Raw genomic sequence first — 24,797 nt, forward strand, 5'->3', positions numbered from 1 at the left:
CTCAGGTCAAGGTGGTTCAGCCAAGGGCTGAGGAAAATCTCAGTGTGCTGATCACCGGGGGATGACGCGGACCCAGGACCAGCCGTGGGCCTCGAGCAGGATGCCTTCGCGCAGGTCGATCTCGACGTCGTCGCGCAGTCGCGTGCCTCGCGGGAGGAAGCCAGACAGCGTCTCGCCGGTCACGAACTGGGCCCAGTCCGAGAAGTTGGCCAGGCACAGGACGACGGTCTGCGGCAGCTCGCCGTCGGGGCGCAGCCCCACCCGCTGGAGCCCGAGCACGGCGGGGTTCCGAGTGTCGAAGTCCACGACCTCCTGTCCCTCGAACTCGAAGGCAGCCGCGCGCATCTGGGCCAGACGGCGGATGGTGCCGTAGACCTGCCCGGCTGTCGCGAAGAAGTCATGGCGGCTCTCGAGCGCCGAGGCCTCGAGCCGCGGTCGGTGCAGCCAGCGCGGATCGTCGGCATGGCCGGGCTCCCGCTGCCAGTCGACGTCGTTGAGCACGGCGAGCTCATCGCCGAGCCACAGCTCGGGCACCCCGCTCATGCTGAAGGCCACCGCGTGGGCCAGCAGCAGGCGCGCGGCGCCGGCTCCGGGCTCCTCGCGGACGCCGCTGAGCGAGGCCGAGGTGCCGCAGACCCCGTGCTCGGTGCGCACGCATCCGGACTCGGCCGCGAAGGCACCGGGGAAGCCGCCGGTGTAGAACCGGTCCAGGAACTCGCGATGCGCCTGCGGATCGATGCCCTCGGGGACGTCCTGGGGGCCGAAGCCCCAGCTCAGGGCGTCGTGCTGGCGCACCGGCAGCAGCCGCCCGGTGCCCGCGCTCGCCCCGGGCTGCGAAACCGCGCGCTCGAGCATCTCGACGCTGCGGGTGGCCAGTGCGCTCCAGATCAGCGACGTCCGCCCGAGCCCCTGCCCCACCGGGGCGCCCTCGGACCGGACATCATCGGCATCCTGGGTCTCGAGCACGCTCGAGGGCGCGGCGATGCACAGCACCTCGGCCAGCGCCTCCAGGACCAGCAGGCCGCGGCGGTGGGATTCGCGGGCGTCGTCGCCGCTCCACAGGCGGTCGGCGGGATCGACGCGCAGGACCTGCGCCCCCAGCCCGGCCACGTGCAGCAGCTCGCCCGCCACGCACAGCAGGACGTGCGGCGAGGTCCAGTCGAGATCCCACTGCTCCGGTGCGGCGGTGGAGCGCACGAGCCGGGGATCGAACCGGCTGCCCGGATTCAGCGGCACCCACTCCTGGCCTGCGGCCGAGCGGGCCTGGGCTTCGTCGAGCGTCAGCGGCCGTGACGACCCCCGACGCGTCCCCCGCCGCACCTGGTAGAGGCGCTCGAAGTACTCGCTGCCATCGGCGGCGGCCCGCGCCCAGTCGTGGTCCGACGACGTCCTCGACGTCACGACGTCGAGCATCAGCGAGATCCCGGCCCGGCGCAGGGCATCGGCGAGCCGCCGCAGGTCGCCGGCACCGCCCAGGCGGGGATCGGTCTCGCGGTGGCTGGAGACCGCGAAGCCACCGTCCGGACGCTCGGGATGCGCGCGGAAGGGAGGCATCAGCCGCAGATGCGTGACCCCCAGCTGCTGCAGATAGGGGATGCGCTCCTGCACGCCGGAGAACCCGCCGGCCCACCGATCGGCATAGGCGGCCGCTGCGAACGAGCTGCGCGAGAGCCACCAGGGCTCAGCCCCCTCGGCCTCCGCATCGGCCTGGCGCAGCGCACTGGAGCGGGCGGCCCAGGACCCTGCCAGCATGACGGCGAGATCCCCGACGACGACCGCCAGCTCCTGGTGCTCGGCCCGGTCTCCGTAGATCTCCACGATCAGCTCGACGAGCCGCCCCAGATGCTCCTCGGCGCGGCGGCGGAAGGCCGGAGCGTCGGGAAGGTGCCGCAGGGCGTCGTCATCGAGGCGCGTTCGCGCCACGCGCAGCAGGTCGGCATGCGGAGCCTCGGCCCGCTCGGGGAGCTCCCGCTCGCGGGGGCTCGGTGCGAAGGCCTCGACGGACCGTTCGGCCGGTCGATGCGCGGTGAGGCCCTCGGAGCTCTCGGCGGATGCGAGGGCGGCTGCGACATCGCCGCCGCTCAGGTCCGCATGCGGCCGTGCGACCGAGCGCCGACGTCGGCCGACGGTCCCGGATCCTGCCCCAGGGACGGAGGCGCCGGGACGGTCGTCGTCGGGGTGGCCGGGTGCGGAGATCGCGAGCTGAGTGATGTCTTCTCCCAAAGGTCAACCCGCGTGGGCAGCAGCGGGAACGGCTCAGGATCTCCATCGACTCCGAGTAGGTGCTTCTGCCCCGACGAGCGGCGCGGGCACGAGGTCCGCAGGTCGCTTCGAGTCGGGACGCCGCCAGCATAGTCAGCACATAGCAGGAAGCCACTTCCAGGAAGCGCTGTGACACTGTGGGCGGTCTGGGGGGCATTTCGGCAGATGACGCGGAGATCACCCGCCCCTGCGCACCCATCCACCACCGCCCACAGCCGGTCCACACGGTGATCCACAGAGTTCTCCACAGCTGGTGGATAGTCCACCATGTCGCTCACAGATTGTCCACCGGGTTATCCACAGGCGAAGCGCTTTCGGGAAGGGCGTTCAGGAGTCAGCAGCAGTCGTGTTCGACCCCATGCGCACTGAACCCCCAGGTCAGGGGCCGTTTCTCTGCAACGATCCCCTCCCATGAAAGGCCACATAGCACAGTCGGACCGCACTCGCGAAGCTGTGGAATCCACCGTCCACTCTGTGGACAGCTCGTCTGAGAGTGTGGAGAACAGGGCTTGCCCTGGGGACAGCACGCAACCAGAAGGTCCGCGAAGTCCGCCAGCATGCTGATCCCGGCGTCCCCAGCCTGTGGAGCGGCCCGTCAGCCGACTCGATAGCCGTTGTCCGCCAACCAGCCCTCAGCCGCCTGCTGTGCGGAGATCGCCTGATCGCCGCTGATCTCCTGATTGAGCTCGAGCAGGTCCTCGGTGCTCAGCTTCTCCGAGACGCCGTCGAGCACCCCCTCGGCCCCGTCGGGAAGGCGCTGCGGGGACACGAGCGGGATGACCTGCTGCGCGGCGAAGTTGCTGCGCGGGTCCTCGAGCACCACCAGGTCCTCCTCCACGATGGCCGGCGTGGTCGTGAAGATGTCGGCGGCATCGGCGTCGCCGCTGGTCAGGGCGTCGACGGTGAGCGGGCCGCCGGCGTCGTTGATCGGCTGGAAGGACGCGGGCTCGCAGCCGTAGACGGAGGCCAAACCGTCGAGGCCGTAGGAACGCTCCTGGAACTCCGGGGCGCCCGCGAAGGTCATGTCCGCGCACAGCGGGGCGAGATCCTCGAGGCTGCGCAGCCCGTGCTCGTCAGCGGTCTGGCGCGTGACCACGATCGAGTCCTTGTTCTGGGCCGGCGACGGCTCGAGCACCGACAACCCCGGAGGCATGGCCTCGGGAAGCTCCTGCAGGATCTCCTCCTCCCCGGTGGCCGTAGCCTCCGGATCGAAGTAGGTCAGCAGGTTGCCCGTGTAGTCCGGGACGGCGTCGATCGAGCCGTCCTGCAGGGCCCCGATGTACGCCTCGCGGGCGCCGATCCCCGGCTCCGTGTCCGCCTCGATGCCCTCGGAGCGCAGGGCCCCGGCATAGATCTCGGCGATGATCTGCGACTCCGGGAAGTCGGCCGAGCCCACGGTGACGGAGCCGTCCGGCGTGCTGGCTCCCCCACCGGTGGCCAGCGGGTCCGAGTTCAGCCCGCAGCCGGTCAGCACGAGCATGAGCGCCGCGCCGAGGGCCAGGACCGGACGACGGCTGCGCTCGGCCGGGGAGGGTCGGAATGCGGGTCCGGTCACGGTGTGCCTCCTGCGGGACGACGGATGCCGGGCGAGGTGAGCCCGCGCTGCAGCAGCGAGAGCAGGGCATCGACCAGCAGCGCGAGCACGGCCACGAGCAGCACCGAGCCGAGCATCCGGCCGTAGTCGCGCACGGCGAGCCCGTCGATCAGGTAGCGGCCCAGTCCGCCCAGGTTGATGTAGGCGGCCACGGTGGTCGTGGAGATGACCTGCAGGGCGGCGTTGCGCACCCCGCCCATGATCACCGGCACCGCCAGGGGCAGCTCCACGCGGGTGAGGACCTGCCACGGCGTCATGCCCTGGGCGATCACGGCGTCGCGGACCCGCGGGGAGACCTCGGCCACGCCCACGCAGGCCGCGCTGAGGATCGGCGGGACGGCCAGGATCACGAGCGCCAGCAGCGGAGGGACGAGCCCCAGGCCCATGAGCAGCGAGAACAGGGTCAGCAGGCCCAGGGTCGGCAGGGCGCGCAGGGCGCCGGCAGCGCCGATGACCGCTGCGGCCCCGCGCCCGGTGTGCCCGATCGCCGCTCCCAGCGGCACCGCCAGCACGACGGCGATCAGCATGGTCAGCCCGGAGTACTCGAGGTGCTCCAGGATCCGCATGGGGATCCCGGCGCTGCCGCTCCACTGCTCGGGATCCGACAGCCAGGACCAGGTCAGCTCGATCAGGTTCATGCCGCACCTCCCGTGGCGGCCACGCGCGCGTGGACCCGGCGACCGGGTCGCTGCCAGCGCGTCAGGCCCAGTCCGAGCAGGCGCAGCAGCTGATCCAGCACCAGGGCGAGCACGACCGTGAGCACCACGCCGACCGCGATCTCCTCGACGATCCCGCGGCGCAGCCCGTCCGTGAACAGCGTGCCCAGCGACTGGATGCCGATGACCGCGCCGACCGAGACCATGGAGATGTTGGCCACCAGCGCGGTGCGGACGCCCGCGAGCATCACGGGCACGGCCAGAGGCAGTTCGACCGCCCAGAAGCGCTGCCACCGGGTGTACCCCAGCGCCGAGGCGGCCTGGCGCACGTGGGGATCCACCGAATCGAAGGCGTCGGCGCACGAGCGGACCAGCAGCGCGATCACGTAGAGGCTCAGGGCCACGATCACGTTCCACACGGAGGTGATCAGCGTGCCCAGGATCAGCGGCAGGAGCACGAACAGGGTCAGCGACGGGATCGTGTAGAGCAGCGCCGACCCGTTGATCAGCAGCGGGCGCAGCCACCGCGAGCCCACGGCCGCGCGTGCCACCGGGATCGACACCAGCAGCCCCACGACCACCGGCACGATCGACTGCACCAGGTGGGTGAGCAGCAGCTGGCCCACCCACTCGAGGTTGTCCTGCAGCCAGCTCACCGGCCGGCCTCCCGCTCGCGGCGCGCGTCCTCGATGGCCGCGAGCACGTCCTCGGGCCGCAGGACGCCGCGCACCCGTCCGTCGTCGTCCACCGCCACGGCCAGGCCCGACGGCGACGACAGCGCCGCGTCCAGCGCCGAGCGCAGCGGGGCGCCCCGGCGATGGAGGGAGCCGCCCACGCGCTGCGCGTCGGAGCGGTCGGCGAGCGCCGGCTCGGACTCGCCGCCGCCCCACGGAGCGGTCCTGCCTGAGCCCGGAAGCGGGGCGAGCCAGCCGATGGGGCGGCCGTCGTCGTCGACCTCGAGCGTCCACTCCCCGGCCGTGGCGTGGCCGCCGAGCGTGGTCGTGCTGCCCTGCGGATCGCGGACCCGCACGCCGCTGAGCACGACGTCCGCCTGATCGAACTCGAGCGCCCGGAAGCCGCGGTCGCGGCCCACGAACTCGGCGACGAAGCCGTCGACTGGCGCCCGCAGGACCTGCTCGGGGGTGTCGTACTGCGCCAGGCGGCCGCCCTGGGCCATCACGGCCACGCGGTCGCCCAGCATGACCGCCTCGTCCATGTCGTGGGTGACGAACACGATCGTCTTGTCGAGGCGGTGCTTCAGCTCGATCACCTCGCGCTGCAGATCGGCGCGCACGAGCGGATCCACCGCGGAGAAGGGCTCGTCCATGAGCAGGATCGGCGGGTCGGCGGCCAGTGCGCGGGCCACGCCCACGCGCTGCTGCTGTCCTCCCGACAGCTGCGAGGGATAGCGCGAGCCCAGCGCGGGATCCAGCCCGATGATCTCCATGAGCTCCTCGGCGCGCTTGCGCCCGGAGGTCCGCGAGCCGCCCTGCAGCCGAGGCACGGTCATGATGTTCTCGCTGACCGTGCGGTGCGGCATCAGGCCCGAGGCCTGCATGACATAGCCCATCGAGCGGCGCAGCCGGTGGGCGGGGACGGTGGAGACGTCGCGGCCGTCGACCTCCACGACCCCGGAGCTCGGCTCGACCATGCGGTTGATCATCCGCAGCGACGTGGTCTTGCCGCAGCCGGACGGGCCCACGAAGACCGTCAGGGAGCCGCGGGGGACCTCGAGATCAAGGTCGTCCACCGCAGTGGTGCCGTCCGGGTAGGTCTTGCGCACACCGCGGAAGGCGATCGCGATCTCATCGCTTGCGTTCACAGGAGGTCCTGACGTCGGGGAGCTCCAGTGTAAGCCTGTCCGGCCCGAGTTCGCTCAGCAAGCTGGCAGTTCATCGGATGTTCCGGGCGATGCCCTCGTGGCATCGGACGATTCGCGGCCGCGGCGCTTACCCTGCTGGCATGACCCGGACCCCCGCGCTCCCGCGCCCCCTGTGCCCCCTCGCGGCCGTCGCCGTCCTGCCGAGCCGAGGCGCGCGATGAGCGGCGGTCTGATCGCGCTGCTGGACGACGTCGCGGCGATCGCCAAGGTGAGCGCGGCCTCCGTCGACGACATCGGCGCCGCCACCGGCCGCGCCTCGATCAAGGCCGCCGGTGTGGTGGTCGACGACACCGCCGTGACCCCCCAGTACGTCAAGGACGTGGAGGCCTCGCGCGAGCTGCCGATCATCTGGCGGATCACCAAGGGATCGCTGCGCAACAAGCTGCTGATCATCCTGCCGATCGCGCTGCTGCTGAGCCAGTTCGCGCCCTGGGCGCTCACGCCGATCCTCATGCTGGGCGGGTCCTACCTGTGCTTCGAGGGCGCCGAGAAGATCTGGGGAGCGCTGTCCGGGCACTCCCACGAGGAACCGGCCGTCGACCAGGACGCGGCCTCCGACGGCAAGTCCGCCGAGGACAAGATGGTCGCAGGCGCCGTGCGCACCGACCTGATCCTCTCGGCGGAGATCATGGTCATCTCCCTCAACGAGGTCGCCTCCGAGGGCTTCCTCTCCCGCCTGATCATCCTGGCGATCGTGGCCGTGGTCATCACGGGCGTGGTGTACGGGGTCGTGGCGCTGCTGATCCGCATGGACGACGCCGGGCTCAAGTTCGCCTCCACCGGCTCCGGGGCGCTGCAGACGATCGGGCGCGGCATGGTCAAGGCCATGCCGAAGATTCTGCAGGTCATCTCGGTCGTCGGCACCGTCGCCATGCTCTGGGTGGGCGGGCACATCATCCTCGTGGGCCTGGACGAGTTCGGCTGGCACGCCCTCTACGGCTTCGTGCACCACATGGGCGAAGCCGCCGCTCACGTGGTGCCCGTCCTCCAGGCCGCCGTGTCCTGGATCGTGAACACCTTCTTCTCGGCGGTGCTCGGACTGATCTGGGGCGCGATCATCGTGGTCGTCGTGACGCTGATCCAGAAGGCCCGCGGCAAGTCGGCCCACTGACGCCCGCTGCCGTCAGCCGACGGCCGTTTCCTCAACCCACCCGCATCGAGTGGCACCGCAGTGTGCTGTGCCCCGTTGAGTGGCCCCGCAGGCCCGACGACGCGACCGATCACTCCTGGTCGGCGAACTGCGTCTCGTAGAGCTCGGCGTACCGGCCTCCGGCGGCCAGCAGCTCGTCGTGGGGGCCCTGCTCGACCACGCGGCCGCCCTCGATCACCAGGATCCGGTCGGCGCGGCGGATGGTCGAGAGCCGGTGGGCGATCACCAGGGCGGTGCGCTCGGCCATGGCCTCGTCGAGCGCGGCCTGCACGAAGGCCTCGCTCGTGGAGTCGAGCGCGGAGGTGGCCTCGTCCAGGATCACCACGCGCGGGGAGGCCAGCAGCAGCCGCGCGATGGTCAGCCGCTGCCGCTCGCCGCCCGAGAGCCGGTAGCCGCGCTCCCCGATCATGGTGTCGAGCCCGTCGCCGAGCTCGCGCACCACATGGTCCATGCGCGCGCGGGACAGCGCGGACCACATCTGCTCGTCGTCGGCGTCGGGCGCGGCCAGCGCGAGGTTCTGCCGGATGGTCTCGTGGAACAGGTGCCCGTCCTGCGTGACCATCCCGACGGCGCCCTGCAGATCCGTGAACGAGGTCTCGCGCACGTCCACCCCGCCGATGCGCACGGCCCCTGAGGTGGCGTCGTAGAGGCGCGGGACCAGTGAGGCGATCGTGGACTTGCCGGCGCCGGAGGACCCCACGAGCGCCACGGTCTGACCGTGCTCCACCGTGAAGTCCACACCGTGCAGCACCTCCTCGCCCACCCGGGAGTCGAGGGCGCTGACGTCCTCGAGCGAGGCCAGCGAGGTCTGCTCGGCGGAGGGATAGGTGAAGCGCACCTGGTCGAGCTCGACGGACACGGGACCGTCGGGGATCGCCCGGGGGTTCTCGGGCTCGCGGATCAGGGGCTCGAGGTCGAGGATCTCGAAGACCCGCTCGAAGCTCACCAGCGCGCTCATGAGGTCCAGGCGGGCATTGGCGAGCATGGTCAGCGGGGTGTACAGCCTGGTCAGGAGCAGGGCGAGGGTGACCACCTGGCCGGCGTCGAGATTCCCGACGATCGCCTGCACGCCGCCCACGCCGTAGACCAGCGCGAGCGCCAGCGCCGAGACCAGGGTCAGGGCGGTGAGGAACGTGGCCTGGAGCATGGCCACCCGCACCCCGATGGTGCGCACGCGACCTGCGCGGCGGGCGAACTCGTCGGACTCGGACTGCGGCTTGCCGAACAGCTTGATGAGCGTGGCCCCGCCGGCGGAGAACCGCTCGGTCATCTGCGTGGACATCGAGGCGTTGTGCTGGGCCGCCTCGCGCTGCAGCCTGGCCAGCCGCCCGCCCATCAGCCGCGCGGGGATCAGGAAGATGGGCAGCAGCAGGACCGACAGGAGGGTGACCTGCCATGAGATCGAGACCATCACCCCGACGGTGAGGATCAGCGAGACCAGGTTCGAGACCACCCCGGACAGCGTGTTGGAGAACGCGCGCTGGGCGCCCAGGACGTCGTTGTTCAGCCGCGAGATCAGCGCTCCCGTGCGGGTGCGGGTGAAGAAGGCGACCGGCAGGGTCTGCACGTGGTCGTAGACGGCGGTGCGCAGGTCGAGGATGAGCCCCTCCCCGATCGTCGCCGACAGCCAGCGGTTGAGTATGCCGAAACCGGCATCCAGCACGGCGATCAGCGCGATCAGCAGCGCCAGGCGCACGACGAGATCCACTGAGCCGCTGCCGGTGATCGCATTGACCACGCGGCCCGCGAGCACCGGGGTGATCACGCCGAGCACCGCCACGACCACCGACGTCAGCAGGAAGCCCAGCAGCATCCGGGAGTGCGGGCGGGCGAAGCGCACCACGCGGCCGACGGTCTCGCGGGAGATGCGCGATCCCTTGAGGCTCTCGCTCTGCGTGGCCGAGCGCATCAGGGCCCAGGGGGAGGCGTTCATGCTCATCCCGCCCACGCTAGACCCGCTCCGCTGCTCGCGGGCCGGATCAGAGCGGGGTCATCAGACAGCGAACAGCCGGACCACGACGCTCAGACGCGCGGAGGCTCGACGCCGTCGGTGAGGTCGCGGGCGATCCGGGCGATCTGCTCGACCTGCCGGGCGCTGAGGCGATCGAAGATCTCCTCGCGGACGTGGGCGACGTGCCCCGGCGCCGCGCTGCGGACCTTCTCGAAGCCGTCCTCGGTCAGCTGGGCGACGACCACTCGGCGGTCCTGGGCGTTGGCGCTGCGTCGGACGTAGTCATGGCGCTCCAGCCGCGCGACGATGCGCGAGAGCCGGGACTGCCCCGTGAAGGTGGCTGCGGCCAGATCTGACATGCGATGACTGCGATCCGGGGCCTCGGAGAGCATCGCCAGGACCAGGTACTCGGCGAGGCTGAGGTCCTCGTCATCGACCAGCTGGCGCTCGATCGTGCCGGGCATCTTGAACATCAGCGCGACGAGGGCAAGCCATGCCTCTCGCTCGTCGTCGTTGAGCCATTGCGGTTCCACCATGGTCGTAACCTTACTGTCCATTCTGAGTACTTGACGCATCACGTAACAAGGCGTAGAAATACTTTCCGACGTAACCGGCAGAAGGCTTGCCTCTTCGAACAGGAGCCCCCGATGACCACCCAGCCCACCTCGGCAGGAACCGCGCCCGGCATGATTGCCCTGGACCGCCACGACCTCACGGCCGTGCCGCGCAGCGCCATGCAGCCGCGCTGGCAGGACGGCGACGCCCCGCTGCCGACCTTCTACATCGGCCATGGCTTCCCCGGGCTGCTCGACGACGGCCTGTGGATGTCGGAGCTGTTCGAGTGGGCGGTCTCCCTGCCCAAGCCCAAGGGCATCGTGATCGTCTCCGCCCACTGGGAGCAGGCACCCACCATGATCACCGCCCCGGCGGCGGGGACCCCTCTGGTCTACGACTTCGGCGGCTTCGAGGAGCGCTTCTACCAGCTGCAGTACGCGACCCCGGACGCCACCGAGCTGGGCCGCCGGATCGCCGCGACCATGCCGGACGACGAGCCCCTCTACCAGCACCGCATGCGCGGACTCGACCACGGCGCCTGGGTGCCGCTGCGCGCCATGTACCCGCTGGCCGACGTCCCCGCCCTGCAGGTCTCCATGCCCACGCACGATCCCGAGCGACTGATGGACCTGGGACGGCGCCTGCGCGAGCTGCGCGCGGAGGGGCACCTGGTCGTCGGGTCGGGATTCATGACCCACGGGCGCCCCTCGGTCCAGCTGCTGCGCGCCGACGACGGCACCGCCGAGAACTGGTCCTCCGACTTCGACCTGTGGGCCGCCGAGATGCTCGACGCCGGCCGCGTGGACGCCCTGGCCGACTTCCGCCGCCAGGCCCCGGGCATGCCGCACGCCCACCCCACCGTGGAGCACTTCACGCCGCTGTTCATCACCCTGGGGGCGGCCTCGTCCCCCGATGCCGAGGTCCGCACCAGGATCGAGGGGTTCAAGATCGGGCTGTCGAAGCGCTCGATCGAGATGAGCTGACACCGGCCCCCGCTGCTCTGCGAGGATGGTGGGCATGGATGATCAGGGAACCTGGCCCGTGCCCCTGTCCGCTCAGGACGGCACCGACGCACGCGCCTTCGACCGCCAGATGATGGACGAGATCCGCTGCGACCCGCAGGCGCTGCAGGATATCGGCGGCGTGAAGGGCAATGTGCTGATCGTCCTGGTGCCGATGCTGGCTGCGATCGCCGCAGTGGTGCTGCTGCTGCAGTGGATGCGCGACGGCTCCTGGGTCTGGCCCGCGATCCTGGCGGTCGTGCTGATCGCGGCAGGCGTCGTGTGGATCGGGCGCCTGCGCGCGGTCATGGGCCAGGCCCGCCAGGTGCTGGGCCAGGCAGCCACCGGCTCGGTGGGCTACGGGATCGGCATCATCCGCGAGCTGCGCATCGGCGGGGACGCGGCCGGCGTCGACGACGACCCCGCGGACCACGCCGCTGAAGAGGCCCCGAACGCCGCCGGGGCCGACGAGACCTCCGACGGCCCCGCCGAGGATGGCTCCTCGACCACGGGCCCGATCCGCGATGCCGACCCGGCCGACGAGTTCGAGCTGTCGGAGGACGAGGACGACGACCTCTCCTCGGTCGAGGTCCAGCTGACCCTGTCCGTGACTCCGGGGCGGGGCAAGCCCTTCACGGCCCAGCTCTCCCAGCGCTACGCCACCGTCGATGCCCTGCGCCTGGAGCGCGGCCAGCACGGTCCGGTGCGCTACCTGCTGCGCTCCCCCGAGACCACGGCGGCCGTGGACGCCAGCCTCAGCCCCGACGCCGTCCAGCGCCTCTACCGCGCCGCCGCCATGAACGGCTGATCCGCAGGCCCGGGCGGGCGGATCAGCTGGGCAGGTTCGGCTCGGCGCCGCCGATGAGCGCCTGCAGCCGATCCAGCAGCTTGGGGCTCAGGTCCTCGCCCGCCTGGAGCACTCGGGGCGCCAGGTCGCGCTCCAGGGTCCGCGCCCGGAAGGCCTCGGCCACCGTGATCCCGTGCTCGGGACGGGAGATCACCCGGACCTCGTCGCCGCGCCGGACCTCTCCTGGGGCGTCGACGGCCAGGTAAGCCCCGGAGCGGGCTCGCTGCGTGAAGCGCTTGATCCAGCCCTGCTCCTCCATCACGCCGGCGAATGTGCCGCACGGGATGCGGGGCTCGGTGACGCGCAGCCACGCGGTCCCGATCTGCCAGAGCTCGCCGATCACGGCGTCGTCCACCGCCACGGACTCGAGCGTGAGGTTCTCACCGAACATGCCGTCGTGCAGCGGGCGGCCCAGCTGCTCCTCCCACCAGTCCAGCTCGGCGCGGTCGAACGCGTAGACGGCCTGGAACCTGCCGCCGTGGTGGGCCCGATCGCCCACGAAGTCGCCTGAGACCCCCGAGGCGACCGGGGCGTCGGGGTCCCTGGGACCCGGGTCGGCGATCGCCACGGGTCCGTCGATGGGCTGCTTGAAGATGCCGGTCGAGACCCGACGGGGCGCCGGATTCTCCCGCTCGGTGCCCACGTTGAGGCTGCGGACCCGGCCCGTCGCGTTCCCTCTGTGCTCGTGCGCGCTCATGCCGGAATCCTAGATCCGCACCCTGTGCGCACAGACCGAGCGCTGGGGCCAGGCGCATCGCTTTGCTAACGTGGCAAGCGGTGAGCCGGGAAGTCTGGTCGGCCCGCGAGAGCGGAATGCACATGCACCTGCCCTCATGCAGGCCGGATCCCACAGGAGACCGATGACCACGCCCCACAGCTCTGCGGAGAGCTCCGCCGAGCCCGATCATCACGCCGAGCCGCACCACGACCCCGTCTACGGCGCATCCGACACTCCCTCCTCGAGCGGGATCGGTCGGCTCCTTCGCTCGGAGACGGTCGCCGGCGTCCTGCTGCTGATCGCCACGGTCCTCGCCCTGAGCGCGGCCAATGCACCCGGGCTGCGCGAGCTCTACGAATCGGTCAGCGACTTCCACTTCGGCCCCGTCCTGGGCGACCCCGACAGCCCTCTGCTCACCCTGGACCTGAGCGTGAGCCACTGGGCGGCCGACGCCCTGCTGGCGGTGTTCTTCTTCCTGGTCGGCCTGGAGCTGAAGCAGGAGTTCGTGGACGGCGAGCTGCGCAATCCAGGCAAGGCCGCCGTGCCGATCGCAGGCGCCTTCGGCGGCGTCGCGGTCCCCGCCCTGATCTTCGTGGCCTTCGCCGCCAGCAGCGGCGGCGGCGAGCTCATGGGCGGCTGGGCGATCCCCACCGCCACGGACATCGCCTTCGCGACCGCAGTGCTGGCGATCGTCGGCTCGCACCTCCCGGTGGCCATGCGCACGTTCCTGCTGACGCTGGCCGTCGTCGACGATCTGATCGCCATCACGATCATCGCGCTGTTCTACACGTCGGATCTGAGCCTCGCTCACCTGGGGGCTGCGATCATCCCGATCGCCGTCTTCGCGCTGATCGCCTACAAGGGGCAGGCCACGTTCGCCGAGAAGACCTGGCTGACCTGGCTGAGCCTGTTCCCGCTGGGCGTGATCACCTGGGCGCTGTTCTACAACTCGGGCATCCACGCCACCATCGCGGGCGTCGTCCTGGCCTTCATGGTCCCCGTCCACCCGAACCGCCGCACCATCGAGCGCAACCCCGAGGCCGTGGGCCTCGCCTCCCACCTCGAGCACCTGGTGCGCCCGTTCTCCGCCGCGCTGTGCGTCCCGATCTTCGCCTTCTTCTCGGCCGGGGTGTTCGTGGAGGGCTGGAGCGGCCTGGTCGAGTCCTGGACCTCGGTCGCGGCGCTGGGCGTGATCGTGGGCCTGCTCGTCGGCAAGACGGTCGGCATCACCGCCACCACCTGGCTGCTCACCCGTCTGCGCAGGTTCAACCTCGATCCGGATATCCAGTGGATCGACGTCGTGGGCCTGGCCGCGCTGGCCGGCATCGGCTTCACGGTCTCGCTGCTGATCAGCGAGCTGTCCTTCGGGACCTCGTCGGATCTGGGCGCCACCTCCAAGGTCGGCATCCTGACGGGCTCCGTGCTGGCCGCCGTCGTGGGCGGCGCCCTGCTGGGCATCCGCAACCGCCACTACAAGAAGCTCGGCACGGGCTCCTCGGACGAGGCCACGCAGGACGAAGCCTCTCAGGGCAGCTGAGCGGACATGAGTGAGGGGCCGGGACAGCTGTCCCGGCCCCTCACTCATGTCGACTCCGCCTCAGCGGCGCTTGCTCGAGCTCCCCGCGGAGGACGACGCCCGCGCAGATCCCGGCACGGCGGTCGAGCCGGCGCGGGAGTAGGCGGACTTGTCTCCCTTGCCCGGCTTGCCGTCGCGCTGAGCGGAGACCGTGCGGGAGGGCTGCGCCTGGACCGGCTGACCGTCCGCGTCGCGGATGACCTCGGCCTCGGCCTCGCGCTCGTCGTCGTGCTCGACGCCGCGGGAAGGCGCCGCCGAATCGCGCAGCGCCAGGCGCTCGCGCTCTGAGCGCTGAGCCGCCCCCGGACGCGCCGGAACGCGGCGGGCGCCGTCGCCTTCGGAACCCGGGACCGCGATGACCGCCACGGCCACCACGTTCAGGGCCAGGCCGGCCAGCCCCAGGATCCAGCCCAGGATGGCCCAGCCGAAGCTCACGAAGAGCAGCGCCAGGAAGATCAGCCCGAGCGAGGTCAGGACGGCGGGGGTGAGGCGTCGGAAGTCGTACTTCATGCGTCCATTCCATCACAGGCACCGCGGCGGCGCCGGGCCCGCATGGGCTCACGGCCGGGGCGAGTCGCCTACCGTGGGGGCCATGAGCACCGAGAAGGATCCCGACGAGTCCCTGTCCGAGCGCGCCGGCCGGCTCAACGCCCAGCTGCAGGCGATCGGTCCCGAGGTGCTGGATCTGTGCCGCTCGGCCTCGAGGGTCGCGGTGCTCTCTGGCGCCGGCATCTCGGCCGAGTCCGGCGTTCCCACCTTCCGCGCCCCGGAGACCGGGCTGTGGGCGCGGTACTCGCCGCAGGAGCTGGCCACCCCGGAGGCCTGGGAGGCCGATCCGGAGCTGGTCTGGGCCTGGTATATGCAGCGAGCGCGATATGTCCGGCAGTGCGCGCCCAATGCGGGGCACCGGGCGCTGGTGTCGTGGAGCGAGTACGCGGACGTCACGATCGCGACGCAGAACATCGACGACCTCCACGAGCGCGCCGGCTCCTCCGATGTCTCGCACCTGCATGGCTCCCTGTACTCGTTCCGCTGCTCGCACTGCGGCCGCCCGGCGGATCAGTGGCAGGTCGCCGACCTGCGCCTGGACGAGCCGCCCCTGGACGAGCCGCGCCCCGAGACCCCGCCGGAGTGCCTGGAGTGCGACGGCCCCATCCGCCCGGACGTCGTGTGGTTCGGCGAGGCCCTGCCCGAGGGCGCCTTCGACGACGCCGAGTCCGCGATGGCCTCCGCGGAGCTCGTGCTCGTGATCGGCACGTCGGGGCTCGTGCAGCCGGCCGCCTCGCTGCCGCTGACCGCGATGGGCCTGGGTGTCCCGGTCGTGGAGATCAACCCCGAGCCGACCGGCTTCTCCGCCCACGCCGATCACTCGGTCCAGCTGGCCTCCGGCACCGCGCTTCCGCTGATGCTCTCGGCGGCCCGTCGCAGCCCCGGCAGGGCCTGACCGGCCCTCTCCGGCGCCGGAGCGCAGCGCAGCCGTCGTCGGGAGCCGAGCGCTTGAGCACGGTCCCGTGGGGCCGGGCTGTCCCCGCAGCCCCATGCGGAAGAATTCATCCCCGCAGGACACGGCGGATGTGGCGCATCCGGGCCGGAAGGGCCGTACAGTGGGCGCACCCTGTGGGTCCAGTCACAGCCACCTGTGATAGCGGCGACAGCGCACCACCTGTCACCCCGGGTCCCGTCCGCATCCGTCCTCGGGAGCACCCAGTGAGCACCAACTCGCGCGAGAGCGCGCCCTCAGATCCCCGCGGCACCTCCACCGACGGCACCGCACCTGTCGAGAGCAGCGACCTGGCCAAGGTCATGGGCCCCGGCCTGCTGCTGCTGTTCATCGTCGGCGACATCCTGGGAACGGGCGTCTACGCCCTGACCGGCACGATCGCCGGCGAGATCGGCGGCGCCGCCTGGGCCCCGATCCTGCTGGCCTTCTTCGTGGCCGCCGTGACCGCCTTCTCCTACCTGGAGATGGTCACCAAGTACCCCGGCGCCTCGGGCGCCGCGCTCTACACCCACAAGGCCTTCGGGATCGGCCTGCTGACCTTCATGGTCACCTTCGCGGTGCTTGCCTCCGGCCTGACCTCCGCCTCCACCGCCGCCCGCACCGTGGCCTCCAACCTCGTGGCGGGCTTCGGCTGGGAGGATCCGCCCATGACGGCGGTGACCCTCATGGCCGTCGGCTTCATGGTCCTGCTCATGATCATCAACCTGCGCAGCGTCAAGGAATCCCTGATGCTCAACGTGGTGCTGACCTGCATCGAGCTCTCCGGCCTGGCCATCGTGATCCTCATCGGCCTCTGGGCCGCGACCCAGGGCAACGCCGACTTCTCCCGGACCATGATCTTCGAGACCCAGGGCGACAAGTCGATCTTCCTGGCGCTGACCGCCGTGACCTCCCTGGCCTTCTTCTCCTTCGTGGGATTCGAGGACTCCGTCAACATGGTCGAGGAGACCAAGGACCCGCAGAAGAACTTCCCGCGGATCATGCTCATCGGCCTGTGCATCACCGGCGCCGTCTACGTCCTGGTCTCCATCCTGGCCGTCGCGATCGTCCCGATCGGCGTGCTGGGCGAGTCCACGACCCCGCTGCTCGAGGTCGTCAACGCCGGCGCCCCCGGCATCCCGGTCGGCGCGATCTACCCGTTCCTGACCATCTTCGCGGTGGCCAACACGGCGCTGATCAACATGCTGATGGCCTCGCGCCTGCTCTACGGCATGGCCTCCCAGGGCGTGCTCCCGGGCTTCCTGGCCAAGGTCAGCTCCAAGCACTCCGTCCCGTGGGCCTCGGTGGTCTTCACGACCGTCCTGGCCGCGGCCCTGATCCTGGTGGTCGGACAGATCATGGCCAAGGAGACCGCTGCCGCACTCGGCGGCACGACCGCACTGCTGCTGCTCGGCGTGTTCGCGGTGGTCAACGTGGCCGTGATCGTGCTGCGCAAGGACAAGTCGCGCGAGGGCACCGGCTACTTCCGGGCTCCCACGTTCATCCCCTTCATCGGCGCGGCCACCACGCTGTTCCTGATCGGCCCGTGGGCGCAGGACGTCATCGAGTACCAGATCGCCGCCGTCCTGCTGGGCATCGGACTGCTGCTCTCGGCGGTCAACTGGGCGTACAAGCGCTTCGTGAAGCACGAGCCCATGGGCTTCGAGGACACGCAGGCGATCGCGACCCTGGGCGAGGGGCCGGACGGGCACGATCCGCTCGGTGACTACTCCACGCACGAGCACCACAAGAAGTGATCTGCGCCCCGCCGCGCGGGGTGCAGCTGCCGGCCAGGGGCCGTCGGATCGATCCGACGGCCCCTGGCCGCTGTCGCTCACAGGGCCATGAGACAGTGAGGTCTCCCCAGCGAATCGAGCAGGACCAGTGAACACTCCAGCAGAGCACCGCCGCCCGTGGGCGCGCACCCTGATCGCCCCTGCCCTGATCCTCATCTGGCTGGCCGTGCTGATGCTCGGCGGGCCGTTCTTCGGGCGGATCTCGGACGTCTCCACCAATCAGCAGAGCTCGTTCCTCCCCCAGTCCGCCGAATCCACCCAGGTCTCTGACCGGGCAGACGACTTCACGGAGGACCCCTTCCTGCCCGCCGTGGCCGTGGCCCAGCGCGACGACGGCCTCACCGACCAGGACAGGCAGTGGGCGCAGGAGCTCTCCGACTCGCTCGTGGACCGCGGCATCGCCGAGCAGCAGCCCTCCCCTCCCGTGGTCTCGGAGGACGGCAAGGCGCTGCAGCTCTTCGTGCCCATGGACGAGGACGAGTTCGGGGACCAGGTCTCTGAGCTACGCAGCGCCATGGAGGACCAGGCGCCCCAGGGGCTGACAACGGCGGTCACAGGCCCTGCGGGCTTCGCCAGCGAGCTGGCCGAGGGATTCTCCGGGATCGACGGCATCCTGCTGCTGGTGGCCCTAGCGGTCGTGTTCGTGATCCTGGTGGTCGTCTACCGCTCCCCGCTGCTACCGGTGCTGGTGCTGATCACCGCCATGGCGGCGCTGTGCGCGGCGATCGTGGTGGTCTACCTGCTGGCCTCGGCTGGGCTGATCCAGATCAACGGCCAGGTGCAGGGCATCCTGTTCATCCTGGTCGTGGGTGCCGCCACCGACTACTGCCTGCTCTACACCGCCCGCTACCGGGACGCCCTCCATGCTCATCGCAGCACGCGCCAGGCCACCCGGGAGGCGCTGCGCGGCACCATCGAGCCAGTGCTGGCCTCGGGCGGCACGGTGATCGCCGGGCTGCTGTGCCTGCTGGTCTCGGACCTGGGCTCCACCGCAGCGCTGGGCCCGGCCGCCGCCACCGGCATCGTCTTCTCCATGCTGGCCGCGCTGACCCTGCTGCCGGCGGCGCTGATGCTCATCGGGCGCGCGGCCTTCTGGCCGGCCCGCCCCCGCTTCCAGGACCAGGGTCCGCAGGCCCTGGAGGTCGTTCCCGGCGACCGCGGACATGCCGTGGAGGGCAGCGGCCTCTGGGCGCGGATCGGCCGATTCATCGCCAGACGCCACCGCCCGGTGTGGATCCTCTCCACCCTGGTCCTGCTGATCGCCGCGGCCTTCGCCCCGCAGCTGCAGGCCTCGGGCCTCAAGCAGTCCGAGACGCTGATCGGCGAGTCCCCGGCCGCCGACGGCCAGCACATCCTCTCCGAGCACTTCCCCGGCGGCTCCGGATCCCCGATCACGGTCATCGCCCCGGAGTCGCGCATGGATCAGGTCGCGGAGGAGGCGGAGGCCCTGGATCCCGTGGGCTCCGTGACGGTCACGGCGCTCGATGCCCCGCAGGGCTCCATCCCGCTGGGCTCGGCGGCCGCTCAGCTCGAGTCCGCTCCCCCGGGCGCGAATCCGTTCGAGGGGGTCTCCCCGACCGTCGTCGACGACGACGTCCAGATCCAGATCACCACCACCACCGACCCGGATGCCGATGAGACCTTCCAGGCCGTCGAGACCCTGCGCTCCGAGCTGCACGGGATCGACGACACCATCCTGGTCGGCGGCGAGACCGCCAGCACGCTGGACACCAATCACGCCGCCGAGCGCGACCGTGCGGTGATCATCCCCATGATCCTGGCGGTCGTGCTGGTGATCCTCATGCTGCTGCTGCGCTCGGTGCTCGCGCCGGTCCTGCTGGTGGTGCTCACGGTGATCTCGTACGCCTCGGCGCTGGGCGTCAGCGCGCTGGTGTTCAACCACGTGCTCGAGTTCCCGGGCTCGGATCCCTCGGTGCCGCTGTATGCGTTCGTGTTCCTGGTGGCGCTGGGCATCGACTACAACATCTTCCTGATGTCGCGGGTGCGGGAGGAGTCCCTGGAGCACGGGACGCGCGCCGGCGTGCTGCGGGGAACGGTGCTGACCGGCGGTGTCATCACCTCGGCCGGTATCGTGCTCGCGGCGACCTTCGCCGCGCTGGCCGTGATCCCCATCGTGTTCATGGTGCAGCTGGCCTTCATGGTGGCCTTCGGCGTCCTGCTCGACGCCCTGCTGGTGCGCTCCCTGCTGGTCCCGGCGCTGACCTACGACATGGGCCGCATCATCTGGTGGCCCCGCCACCGCCGCCTGGCCCCCTGAGCCGCACTCTTCCCCCGCCTGCGTGCTGCATCGCGTCTCTGCGCGCGCTGCGCCGGCTGCACCCGGAAGCACGTAAGCGCGGGGGCCCGGCGTGCGCCTCCGTGCGCATGTGCGCTCTGGGTGCGGGAAAGCGCAGGGACGCACGCAGGCGCGGGGCGGGAGGGCGGCGACGACGAAGGGCGCCTCCCCCTGGCGGGAGAGGCGCCCTTCGCGGAGCAGCAGGGGCCGGGTCAGGCGGCGGCGTCGTCCTCGCGGATGACGGGCAGCTCCTCGGTGATGGGGCCGTCGTCGAGGTCGCGGTGCGCGGAGGCCGCCGCAGTGCTGCGGGACTCGGAGCGGGCGTAGGCGGTCTCGGCGTCGCTGTAGCGCGGAGCCTGGCGGTGAGCCAGCTTGCGGTCCGCGCGCGGGAGACCCCAGCCGAAGCGCTCTGCCATGGCCGGGACGACCCGGTTGGCCAGGCCGCAGCCCAGCACCACGCCCGCCCAGGCGACCGGCAGGGACAGCACGACGTCCAGCACGTAGGCGGATGACGTCAGCAGCGCCGACAGCGCCACGGCCAGGCTCACACCGGCACCGGCGAGCAGGACCGCCATTCCGGAGATGTGGCGCCGCGAGGCCACCAGGAAGGACAGGGAGATGCCGATGGCGGCGCACACGGCAGCGGAGGGCAGCGAGGAGCCGACCTCGGCGGTCAGGACGCCGTCGCCCAGGCCGGGAGCCGGGCGGCCGATGATCTGCTGGGCGGTGCTCGCGACCACGACCATGGTCACTGCGGTCACGGCGAAGCCCGCGGCATCGCGGCCGCTGCGCTTGACGAGCGCCAGCCACGCGGTGAGTGCGGCGATGATGCCGTAGACCCAGGGTGCGGAGAAGATGCCGTGGACGAAGCCCGCGACGGCCAGGAGAAGGCCGGAGCGAACAGGGTCGAGGGCCGCGAGGACCTGGGACTCCGCGGCGCCGACCTCAGGTGTGAGACTCACGATCCGTCCGATCGCGCCGATCGCCAGGACGACGATGAGCGGGACGATGATCCAGTGCTCAAGCTGGGGCAGGTGCCAGGTAGCCCGGTCCGGCGAGGGGGAAGAAGACTGCGCCGGGGTAGACATTCTTCGATTCTGGCATCCATTTGCCCCTGGACCTGGAGACACAGCGTGGAATGACAAGAATCCGCAGGAATTTTTCGCCGATCCCACAGCCGCTGTCATGGTGGGGGAACAACGGCTCGGCCTCGGCGGCTGCGGTACCCGGACCCGCATCACCCTTGAAGGAGACCCTCATGGCCCTCGAATCCCGTCCCAGCGCCGACCAGGCGACCGCCCTGCAGCACATCGCCGACGGCGGCGCCGTCGTCTACTGGCGCCCGGGCTGCGGCTTCTGCGCCGCGCTGGACCGCTCGCTCGGCGAGACCGGCGACCGCGCCCTGTGGGTGAACATCTGGGAGGACGACGCCGCCAAGGGCTACGTCGAGGACATCAACGACGGGAACGCGACCGTGCCCACCTTCGTGACCACGCAGGCGGGGTTCGTGGTGGCCACGCCGGAGGAGCGCGCCCTGGCCGCGACAGCGCTGGAGCAGGCGACACCCGCGGCCTGAGCAGCCGCCGAGGACACAGCCCCCGGAAGGCACGGGCGCCGATGACCCGGTGATCACGGCGGCCGGGCCCCGACCGGACCGCCCGAGCGCGCCGCCCACCGGCGGCGCACTCAGTCGTTGCCGCTCGGATGCCTCATCTGATGGACATCTGCAGTGAGCGCGCCTAGCCTGTGCCCACTGTTCACCCGCGGTTCACCATGGACGACCCTCCTCGCCCAGCCGCGGCGGAGCGCGACCGACCCCGGCCCGAGCGCCAGGGCCAGCCCGCCACCACGTGCTCGACACAGCGAAGGAGCTGCGATGTCCACCTACACCTCGCCGATGTCCCTGGGAGGGCATACGGCCAACATGGGTGCTGTCCTGCGGATCACCCTGGTGGCCGCCATGGGCGGCTTCCTGTTCGGCTACGACTCCGCGGTGATCAACGGCGCCACCGGCGCCATGCAGGAGTACTTCGACGTCTCCCCCGGCGCCCTGGGCTCGGCCGTGGCCTCCGCTCTGCTGGGTGCGGCCGCCGGCGCGTTCTTCGGCGGCCGGCTGGCGGACAGCATCGGCCGAGTGAAGGTCATGCGGATCGCGGCGATCCTGTTCCTGGTCTCAGCGATCTTCTGCGCCTGGGACCCGTTCTTCACGGATGACACCGCCGGGTTCGCGTGGCTGATCTTCTGGCGCGTGGTCGGCGGCGTGGGCGTGGGCGTGGCCTCGATCATCGCCCCGGCCTACATCGCCGAGGTGGCACCGGCGGATGTCCGCGGCCGCCTGGGCTCGCTGCAGCAGCTGGGCATCGTGACCGGCATCTTCGCCTCCCAGATCGTCAACCGCATCATCGTGGGGATCGCCGGCTCCGCCGACGGTCATGTCCTGGGCGGCATGGATGCCTGGCGCCTCATGTTCCTGGTCTGCGCCCTGCCTGCCGCGCTGTACCTGATCGGGGCGTTCATGATCCCCGAGTCCCCGCGCTGGCTCGTGGGCCAGGGCCGCCGCGACGAAGCCCTGCGCATCATGACGCACCTGCAGGGCGAGGGCCCCGCGGTGCACCGCCTGGGAATCATCGACAAGACCCTCGACTCGGAGCGCAAGCCGCGCTTCTCCGATCTGCGCGGCGCCGTGGCCGGCCTGAAGCCCGTCGTGTGGGTGGGCCTGGGCCTGGCCGTGCTGCAGCAGCTGGTCGGCATCAACGTGATCTTCTACTACTCCAACCAGCTCTGGCAGTCCGTGGGCTTCCAGGAGTCGGACGCCTTCACGATCTCCACGATCACCTCGGTGACCAACGTGGTGGTGACTCTCGTGGCCATCGCCCTGGTGGACAAGATCGGGCGCAAGAAGCTGCTGCTGATCGGCTCGGCCGGCATGGTGCTGACCCTGGGCACCATGGCCGTCGTGTTCTCGACCGCCACGATCACCGACGCCGGCCCCGTCCTGGGCGACACCGCCGGCCCGATCGCGCTGGTCGCCGCCAACCTGTACGTCGTGTTCTTCGGCGTCTCGTGGGGCCCGGTCATGTGGGTCCTGCTGGGCGAGATGTTCCCCAACAAGATCCGCGGCGCCGCGCTGGCCGTCGCCGGTCTGGTGCAGTGGCTGGCCAACTGGGCCGTCACCGCGTCCTTCCCGGTGCTCTCCGAGGCCTCCCTGGTGCTGGCCTACGGCCTGTACGCGTTCTTCGCGGTGGTGTCGCTGATCTTCACCGCCAAGATCGTCCGGGAGACCAAGGGCGTGGAGCTCGAGGACATGCAGAACTGATCTGCCGCTGAACCGCTCGAGGGCCCGACGCCCGCGCACCTGAGACGGTGCGCGGGCGTCGGGCCCTCGTCGTGCGGGGGACTCGCCGGACGACGACGGCCGCGCGCCCCGTCCTTGCAGATCAGCTCTCGGGGGCTGCAGTGAGCTCCTGGAGCAGGCGCTGGACGCGGGCGTCGATGTCGTCGCGGATCAGGCGCATGCGCTCCATACCCTCGATCCCGCGCGCGGACGGCTCGTCGGTCTCCCAGGTCTCCAGCCGACCGTCGAGCGGGATCTCGGTGTCGAGCCTGGCCTCGGTGCCCAGCACCACCACGCGGTCGGCGCGGCGCAGGAGCTCGGGATCGATCGGGCTGGGCCGCCCCTGGGACATGTCCGCGCCGAGCTCGGCGACGGCCTCCACGGACTGCGCATTGAGCTTGCTGCCGGGCTCGGTGCCTGCCGAGCTGACGCGGACGGCGCCCTGGGCTCGGTGGTCCATCAGCGCTGCGGCCATCTGGGACTTGCCGCCGTTGCGGACGCAGACGAAGAGGATCTCGGGACGGGTGTCGTCGTTCATCGGAATCTCCTGGAGGTGGGTCGGTTCAGGCGCGGAAGGCCGGCACGGTGGGGTCCCCGGGGAAGAGCCTGCGCCCCGCCCAGAGGCTGACGTACACGAGACCCACCAGCACGGGCACCTCGATCAGCGGGCCGACCACGCCCGCCAGCGCCTGGCCCGAGGTCACGCCGAACGTGCCGATCGACACGGCGATGGCCAGCTCGAAGTTGTTGCCGGCGGCGGTGAAGGCCACCGTCGTCGAGTGGGCGTAGTCCAAGCCCGCGGCCCGGGAGGCCAGCAGCGCCAGGGCGAACATGACCACGAAGTAGGCCAGCAGCGGCAGCGCGATCCGCGCGACGTCCCACGGGCTGGAAGTGATCGCCTGACCCTGCAGCGCGAACAGCAGCACGATGGTGAACAGCAGCCCGCGCAGCGCCCAGGGGCTCAGGCGCGGCAGGAACGACTCCTCGTACCACTGCCGTCCCTTGGCCCGCTCCCCCAGCACGCGCGTGAGGAAGCCGGCGAGCAGCGGGATACCCAGGAAGACGAGCACGCTGAGCACGATCGCCCCGACCGAGAACTCCACGGAGGTTGTCGCCAGGCCCAGCCAGGAGGGCAGGACCTGCAGGTAGAACCAGCCCAGCGCGCCGAAGGCGATGACCTGGAAGACGGAGTTGATCGCCACGAGGACCGCCGCAGCCTCGCGGTCGCCGCAGGCCAGGTCGTTCCAGATCAGCACCATGGCGATGCACCGCGCCAGGCCCACAATGATCAGCCCCGTGCGGTACTCGGGAAGGTCGGGCAGCAGCAGCCACGCCAGGGCGAACATCAGCGCCGGGCCCACGACCCAGTTCAGCACCAGCGACGTCCCCATCAGCCGGTGGTCGGCGGCGATGCGGCGGGTCTCGTCGTAGCGGACCTTGGCCAGCACCGGGTACATCATCACGAGCAGCCCCACCGCGATCGGCAGGGAGACGCCTGCAATCGAGACGGACTCGAGCGCGGTGTCCAGACCCGGGATCAGCCGCCCCAGGGCCAGGCCCAGCGCCATGGCCAGCAGGATCCACACCGGCAGCCAGCGATCGGTGAAGGACATGGCCTGCATGACGGGCTGGTCGGGGGCGGTCGTCGCAGCGTCAGCAGCCAAGGAGCGCGGGCCTCTCAGATCGATGGATGTCGATG

General features: G+C 70.9%; 21 protein-coding genes. 9 read left to right on the forward strand and 12 right to left on the reverse strand.

Annotated elements, in window-relative coordinates:
* Positions 1-51 precede the first annotated feature (51 nt).
* The 5 genes from FFS25_RS01020 to FFS25_RS01040 all read right to left on the reverse strand — a co-directional run bounded on the left by FFS25_RS01020 (position 52) and on the right by FFS25_RS01040 (position 6,334).
* Complete coding sequence (locus tag FFS25_RS01020) at positions 52-2,223, reverse strand: alpha-amylase family glycosyl hydrolase (protein ID WP_137801596.1); 2,172 nt, start codon at positions 2,221-2,223, stop codon at positions 52-54.
* Between the two features lie 634 nt (positions 2,224-2,857).
* Positions 2,858-3,817 carry an ABC transporter substrate-binding protein gene (locus FFS25_RS01025; protein ID WP_137801597.1) on the reverse strand — a complete coding sequence of 320 codons (960 nt, stop codon included), beginning with the start codon at positions 3,815-3,817 and terminating at the stop codon, positions 2,858-2,860.
* On the reverse strand, positions 3,814-4,494 hold the full coding sequence (locus FFS25_RS01030) for an ABC transporter permease (protein WP_137801598.1): 681 nt from the start codon (positions 4,492-4,494) through the stop codon (positions 3,814-3,816). Before FFS25_RS01030 ends, FFS25_RS01025 begins: the two co-directional genes overlap by 4 nt.
* Positions 4,491-5,168: an ABC transporter permease gene (locus tag FFS25_RS01035; protein ID WP_006214040.1), complete on the reverse strand. Its 678-nt coding sequence runs from the start codon at positions 5,166-5,168 to the stop codon at positions 4,491-4,493. The genes FFS25_RS01030 and FFS25_RS01035 overlap by 4 nt, the downstream gene beginning before the upstream one ends.
* Positions 5,165-6,334 (reverse strand): ABC transporter ATP-binding protein, encoded by a 1,170-nt coding sequence (locus FFS25_RS01040; protein WP_375543944.1) that lies wholly within the window; start codon positions 6,332-6,334, stop codon positions 5,165-5,167. The genes FFS25_RS01035 and FFS25_RS01040 overlap by 4 nt, the downstream gene beginning before the upstream one ends.
* A 217-nt stretch (positions 6,335-6,551) precedes the next feature.
* Between FFS25_RS01040 and FFS25_RS01045 the strand changes: the two genes are divergently transcribed.
* Entirely contained in the window at positions 6,552-7,505 is a 954-nt protein-coding gene (locus FFS25_RS01045; RefSeq protein WP_137801599.1) for a DUF808 domain-containing protein, read from the forward strand.
* A 109-nt stretch (positions 7,506-7,614) separates the two neighbouring features.
* Here FFS25_RS01045 and FFS25_RS01050 read toward each other — a convergent pair whose 3' ends face one another.
* The gene (locus FFS25_RS01050; protein ID WP_137801600.1) at positions 7,615-9,483 is read right to left on the reverse strand and encodes an ABC transporter ATP-binding protein; all 1,869 of its coding nucleotides are present in this window, start codon (positions 9,481-9,483) and stop codon (positions 7,615-7,617) included.
* 83 nt (positions 9,484-9,566) lie between these two features.
* Positions 9,567-10,031 carry a MarR family winged helix-turn-helix transcriptional regulator gene (locus FFS25_RS01055; RefSeq protein WP_137801601.1) on the reverse strand — a complete coding sequence of 155 codons (465 nt, stop codon included), beginning with the start codon at positions 10,029-10,031 and terminating at the stop codon, positions 9,567-9,569.
* Between the two features lie 111 nt (positions 10,032-10,142).
* Here FFS25_RS01055 and FFS25_RS01060 point away from each other — a divergent pair, with 111 nt between their 5' ends.
* Both FFS25_RS01060 and FFS25_RS13335 read left to right on the forward strand, forming a co-directional pair.
* Entirely contained in the window at positions 10,143-11,033 is an 891-nt protein-coding gene (locus FFS25_RS01060; RefSeq protein ID WP_137801602.1) for a dioxygenase family protein, read from the forward strand.
* A 34-nt stretch (positions 11,034-11,067) separates the two neighbouring features.
* Positions 11,068-11,859 (forward strand): DMT family transporter, encoded by a 792-nt coding sequence (locus tag FFS25_RS13335; protein WP_171004039.1) that lies wholly within the window; start codon positions 11,068-11,070, stop codon positions 11,857-11,859.
* 22 nt (positions 11,860-11,881) lie between these two features.
* Here FFS25_RS13335 and FFS25_RS01070 read toward each other — a convergent pair whose 3' ends face one another.
* The gene (locus tag FFS25_RS01070; protein ID WP_137801603.1) at positions 11,882-12,595 is read right to left on the reverse strand and encodes an MOSC domain-containing protein; all 714 of its coding nucleotides are present in this window, start codon (positions 12,593-12,595) and stop codon (positions 11,882-11,884) included.
* A 163-nt stretch (positions 12,596-12,758) separates the two neighbouring features.
* Here FFS25_RS01070 and nhaA point away from each other — a divergent pair, with 163 nt between their 5' ends.
* A complete protein-coding gene (gene nhaA / locus FFS25_RS01075; protein WP_137801604.1) occupies positions 12,759-14,153 on the forward strand; it encodes a Na+/H+ antiporter NhaA in 1,395 nt (464 codons plus the stop codon).
* A 60-nt stretch (positions 14,154-14,213) separates the two neighbouring features.
* On the opposite strand, the gene FFS25_RS01080 is transcribed toward nhaA, so the two are convergent.
* The gene (locus tag FFS25_RS01080) at positions 14,214-14,702 is read right to left on the reverse strand and encodes a hypothetical protein (RefSeq protein WP_137801605.1); all 489 of its coding nucleotides are present in this window, start codon (positions 14,700-14,702) and stop codon (positions 14,214-14,216) included.
* A gap of 82 nt (positions 14,703-14,784) precedes the next feature.
* On the opposite strand from FFS25_RS01080, the gene FFS25_RS01085 reads away from it, so the two are divergent.
* From FFS25_RS01085 to FFS25_RS01095, 3 genes are all read left to right on the forward strand, one after another.
* Positions 14,785-15,636: an SIR2 family NAD-dependent protein deacylase gene (locus FFS25_RS01085; protein ID WP_349654402.1), complete on the forward strand. Its 852-nt coding sequence runs from the start codon at positions 14,785-14,787 to the stop codon at positions 15,634-15,636.
* A gap of 263 nt (positions 15,637-15,899) precedes the next feature.
* Complete coding sequence (locus tag FFS25_RS01090) at positions 15,900-17,429, forward strand: APC family permease (RefSeq protein WP_137801607.1); 1,530 nt, start codon at positions 15,900-15,902, stop codon at positions 17,427-17,429.
* Between the two features lie 127 nt (positions 17,430-17,556).
* A complete protein-coding gene (locus tag FFS25_RS01095; protein ID WP_137801608.1) occupies positions 17,557-19,746 on the forward strand; it encodes an MMPL family transporter in 2,190 nt (729 codons plus the stop codon).
* A 230-nt stretch (positions 19,747-19,976) separates the two neighbouring features.
* On the opposite strand, the gene FFS25_RS01100 is transcribed toward FFS25_RS01095, so the two are convergent.
* Positions 19,977-20,852, reverse strand: coding sequence for a hypothetical protein (locus FFS25_RS01100; protein WP_024289586.1), 876 nt, complete (start codon positions 20,850-20,852; stop codon positions 19,977-19,979).
* Positions 20,853-21,022: 170 nt separating this feature from the next.
* On the opposite strand from FFS25_RS01100, the gene FFS25_RS01105 reads away from it, so the two are divergent.
* Positions 21,023-21,340, forward strand: a complete 318-nt coding sequence (locus tag FFS25_RS01105) for a glutaredoxin domain-containing protein (protein WP_053448067.1) — start codon at positions 21,023-21,025, stop codon at positions 21,338-21,340.
* Between the two features lie 300 nt (positions 21,341-21,640).
* On the forward strand, positions 21,641-23,080 hold the full coding sequence (locus FFS25_RS01110) for a sugar porter family MFS transporter (protein WP_137801609.1): 1,440 nt from the start codon (positions 21,641-21,643) through the stop codon (positions 23,078-23,080).
* Positions 23,081-23,201: 121 nt separating this feature from the next.
* Here FFS25_RS01110 and FFS25_RS01115 read toward each other — a convergent pair whose 3' ends face one another.
* Positions 23,202-23,636 carry an arsenate-mycothiol transferase ArsC gene (locus FFS25_RS01115; protein WP_137801610.1) on the reverse strand — a complete coding sequence of 145 codons (435 nt, stop codon included), beginning with the start codon at positions 23,634-23,636 and terminating at the stop codon, positions 23,202-23,204.
* Positions 23,637-23,661: 25 nt separating this feature from the next.
* Entirely contained in the window at positions 23,662-24,720 is a 1,059-nt protein-coding gene (arsB, locus tag FFS25_RS01120) for an ACR3 family arsenite efflux transporter (RefSeq protein WP_137801638.1), read from the reverse strand.
* Positions 24,721-24,797: the final 77 nt, after the last annotated feature.

Origin of the sequence: Kocuria sp. 2SI (assembly GCF_005502825.1) — a bacterium.
Classification (GTDB): Bacteria; Actinomycetota; Actinomycetes; order Actinomycetales; family Micrococcaceae; genus Kocuria; species Kocuria palustris.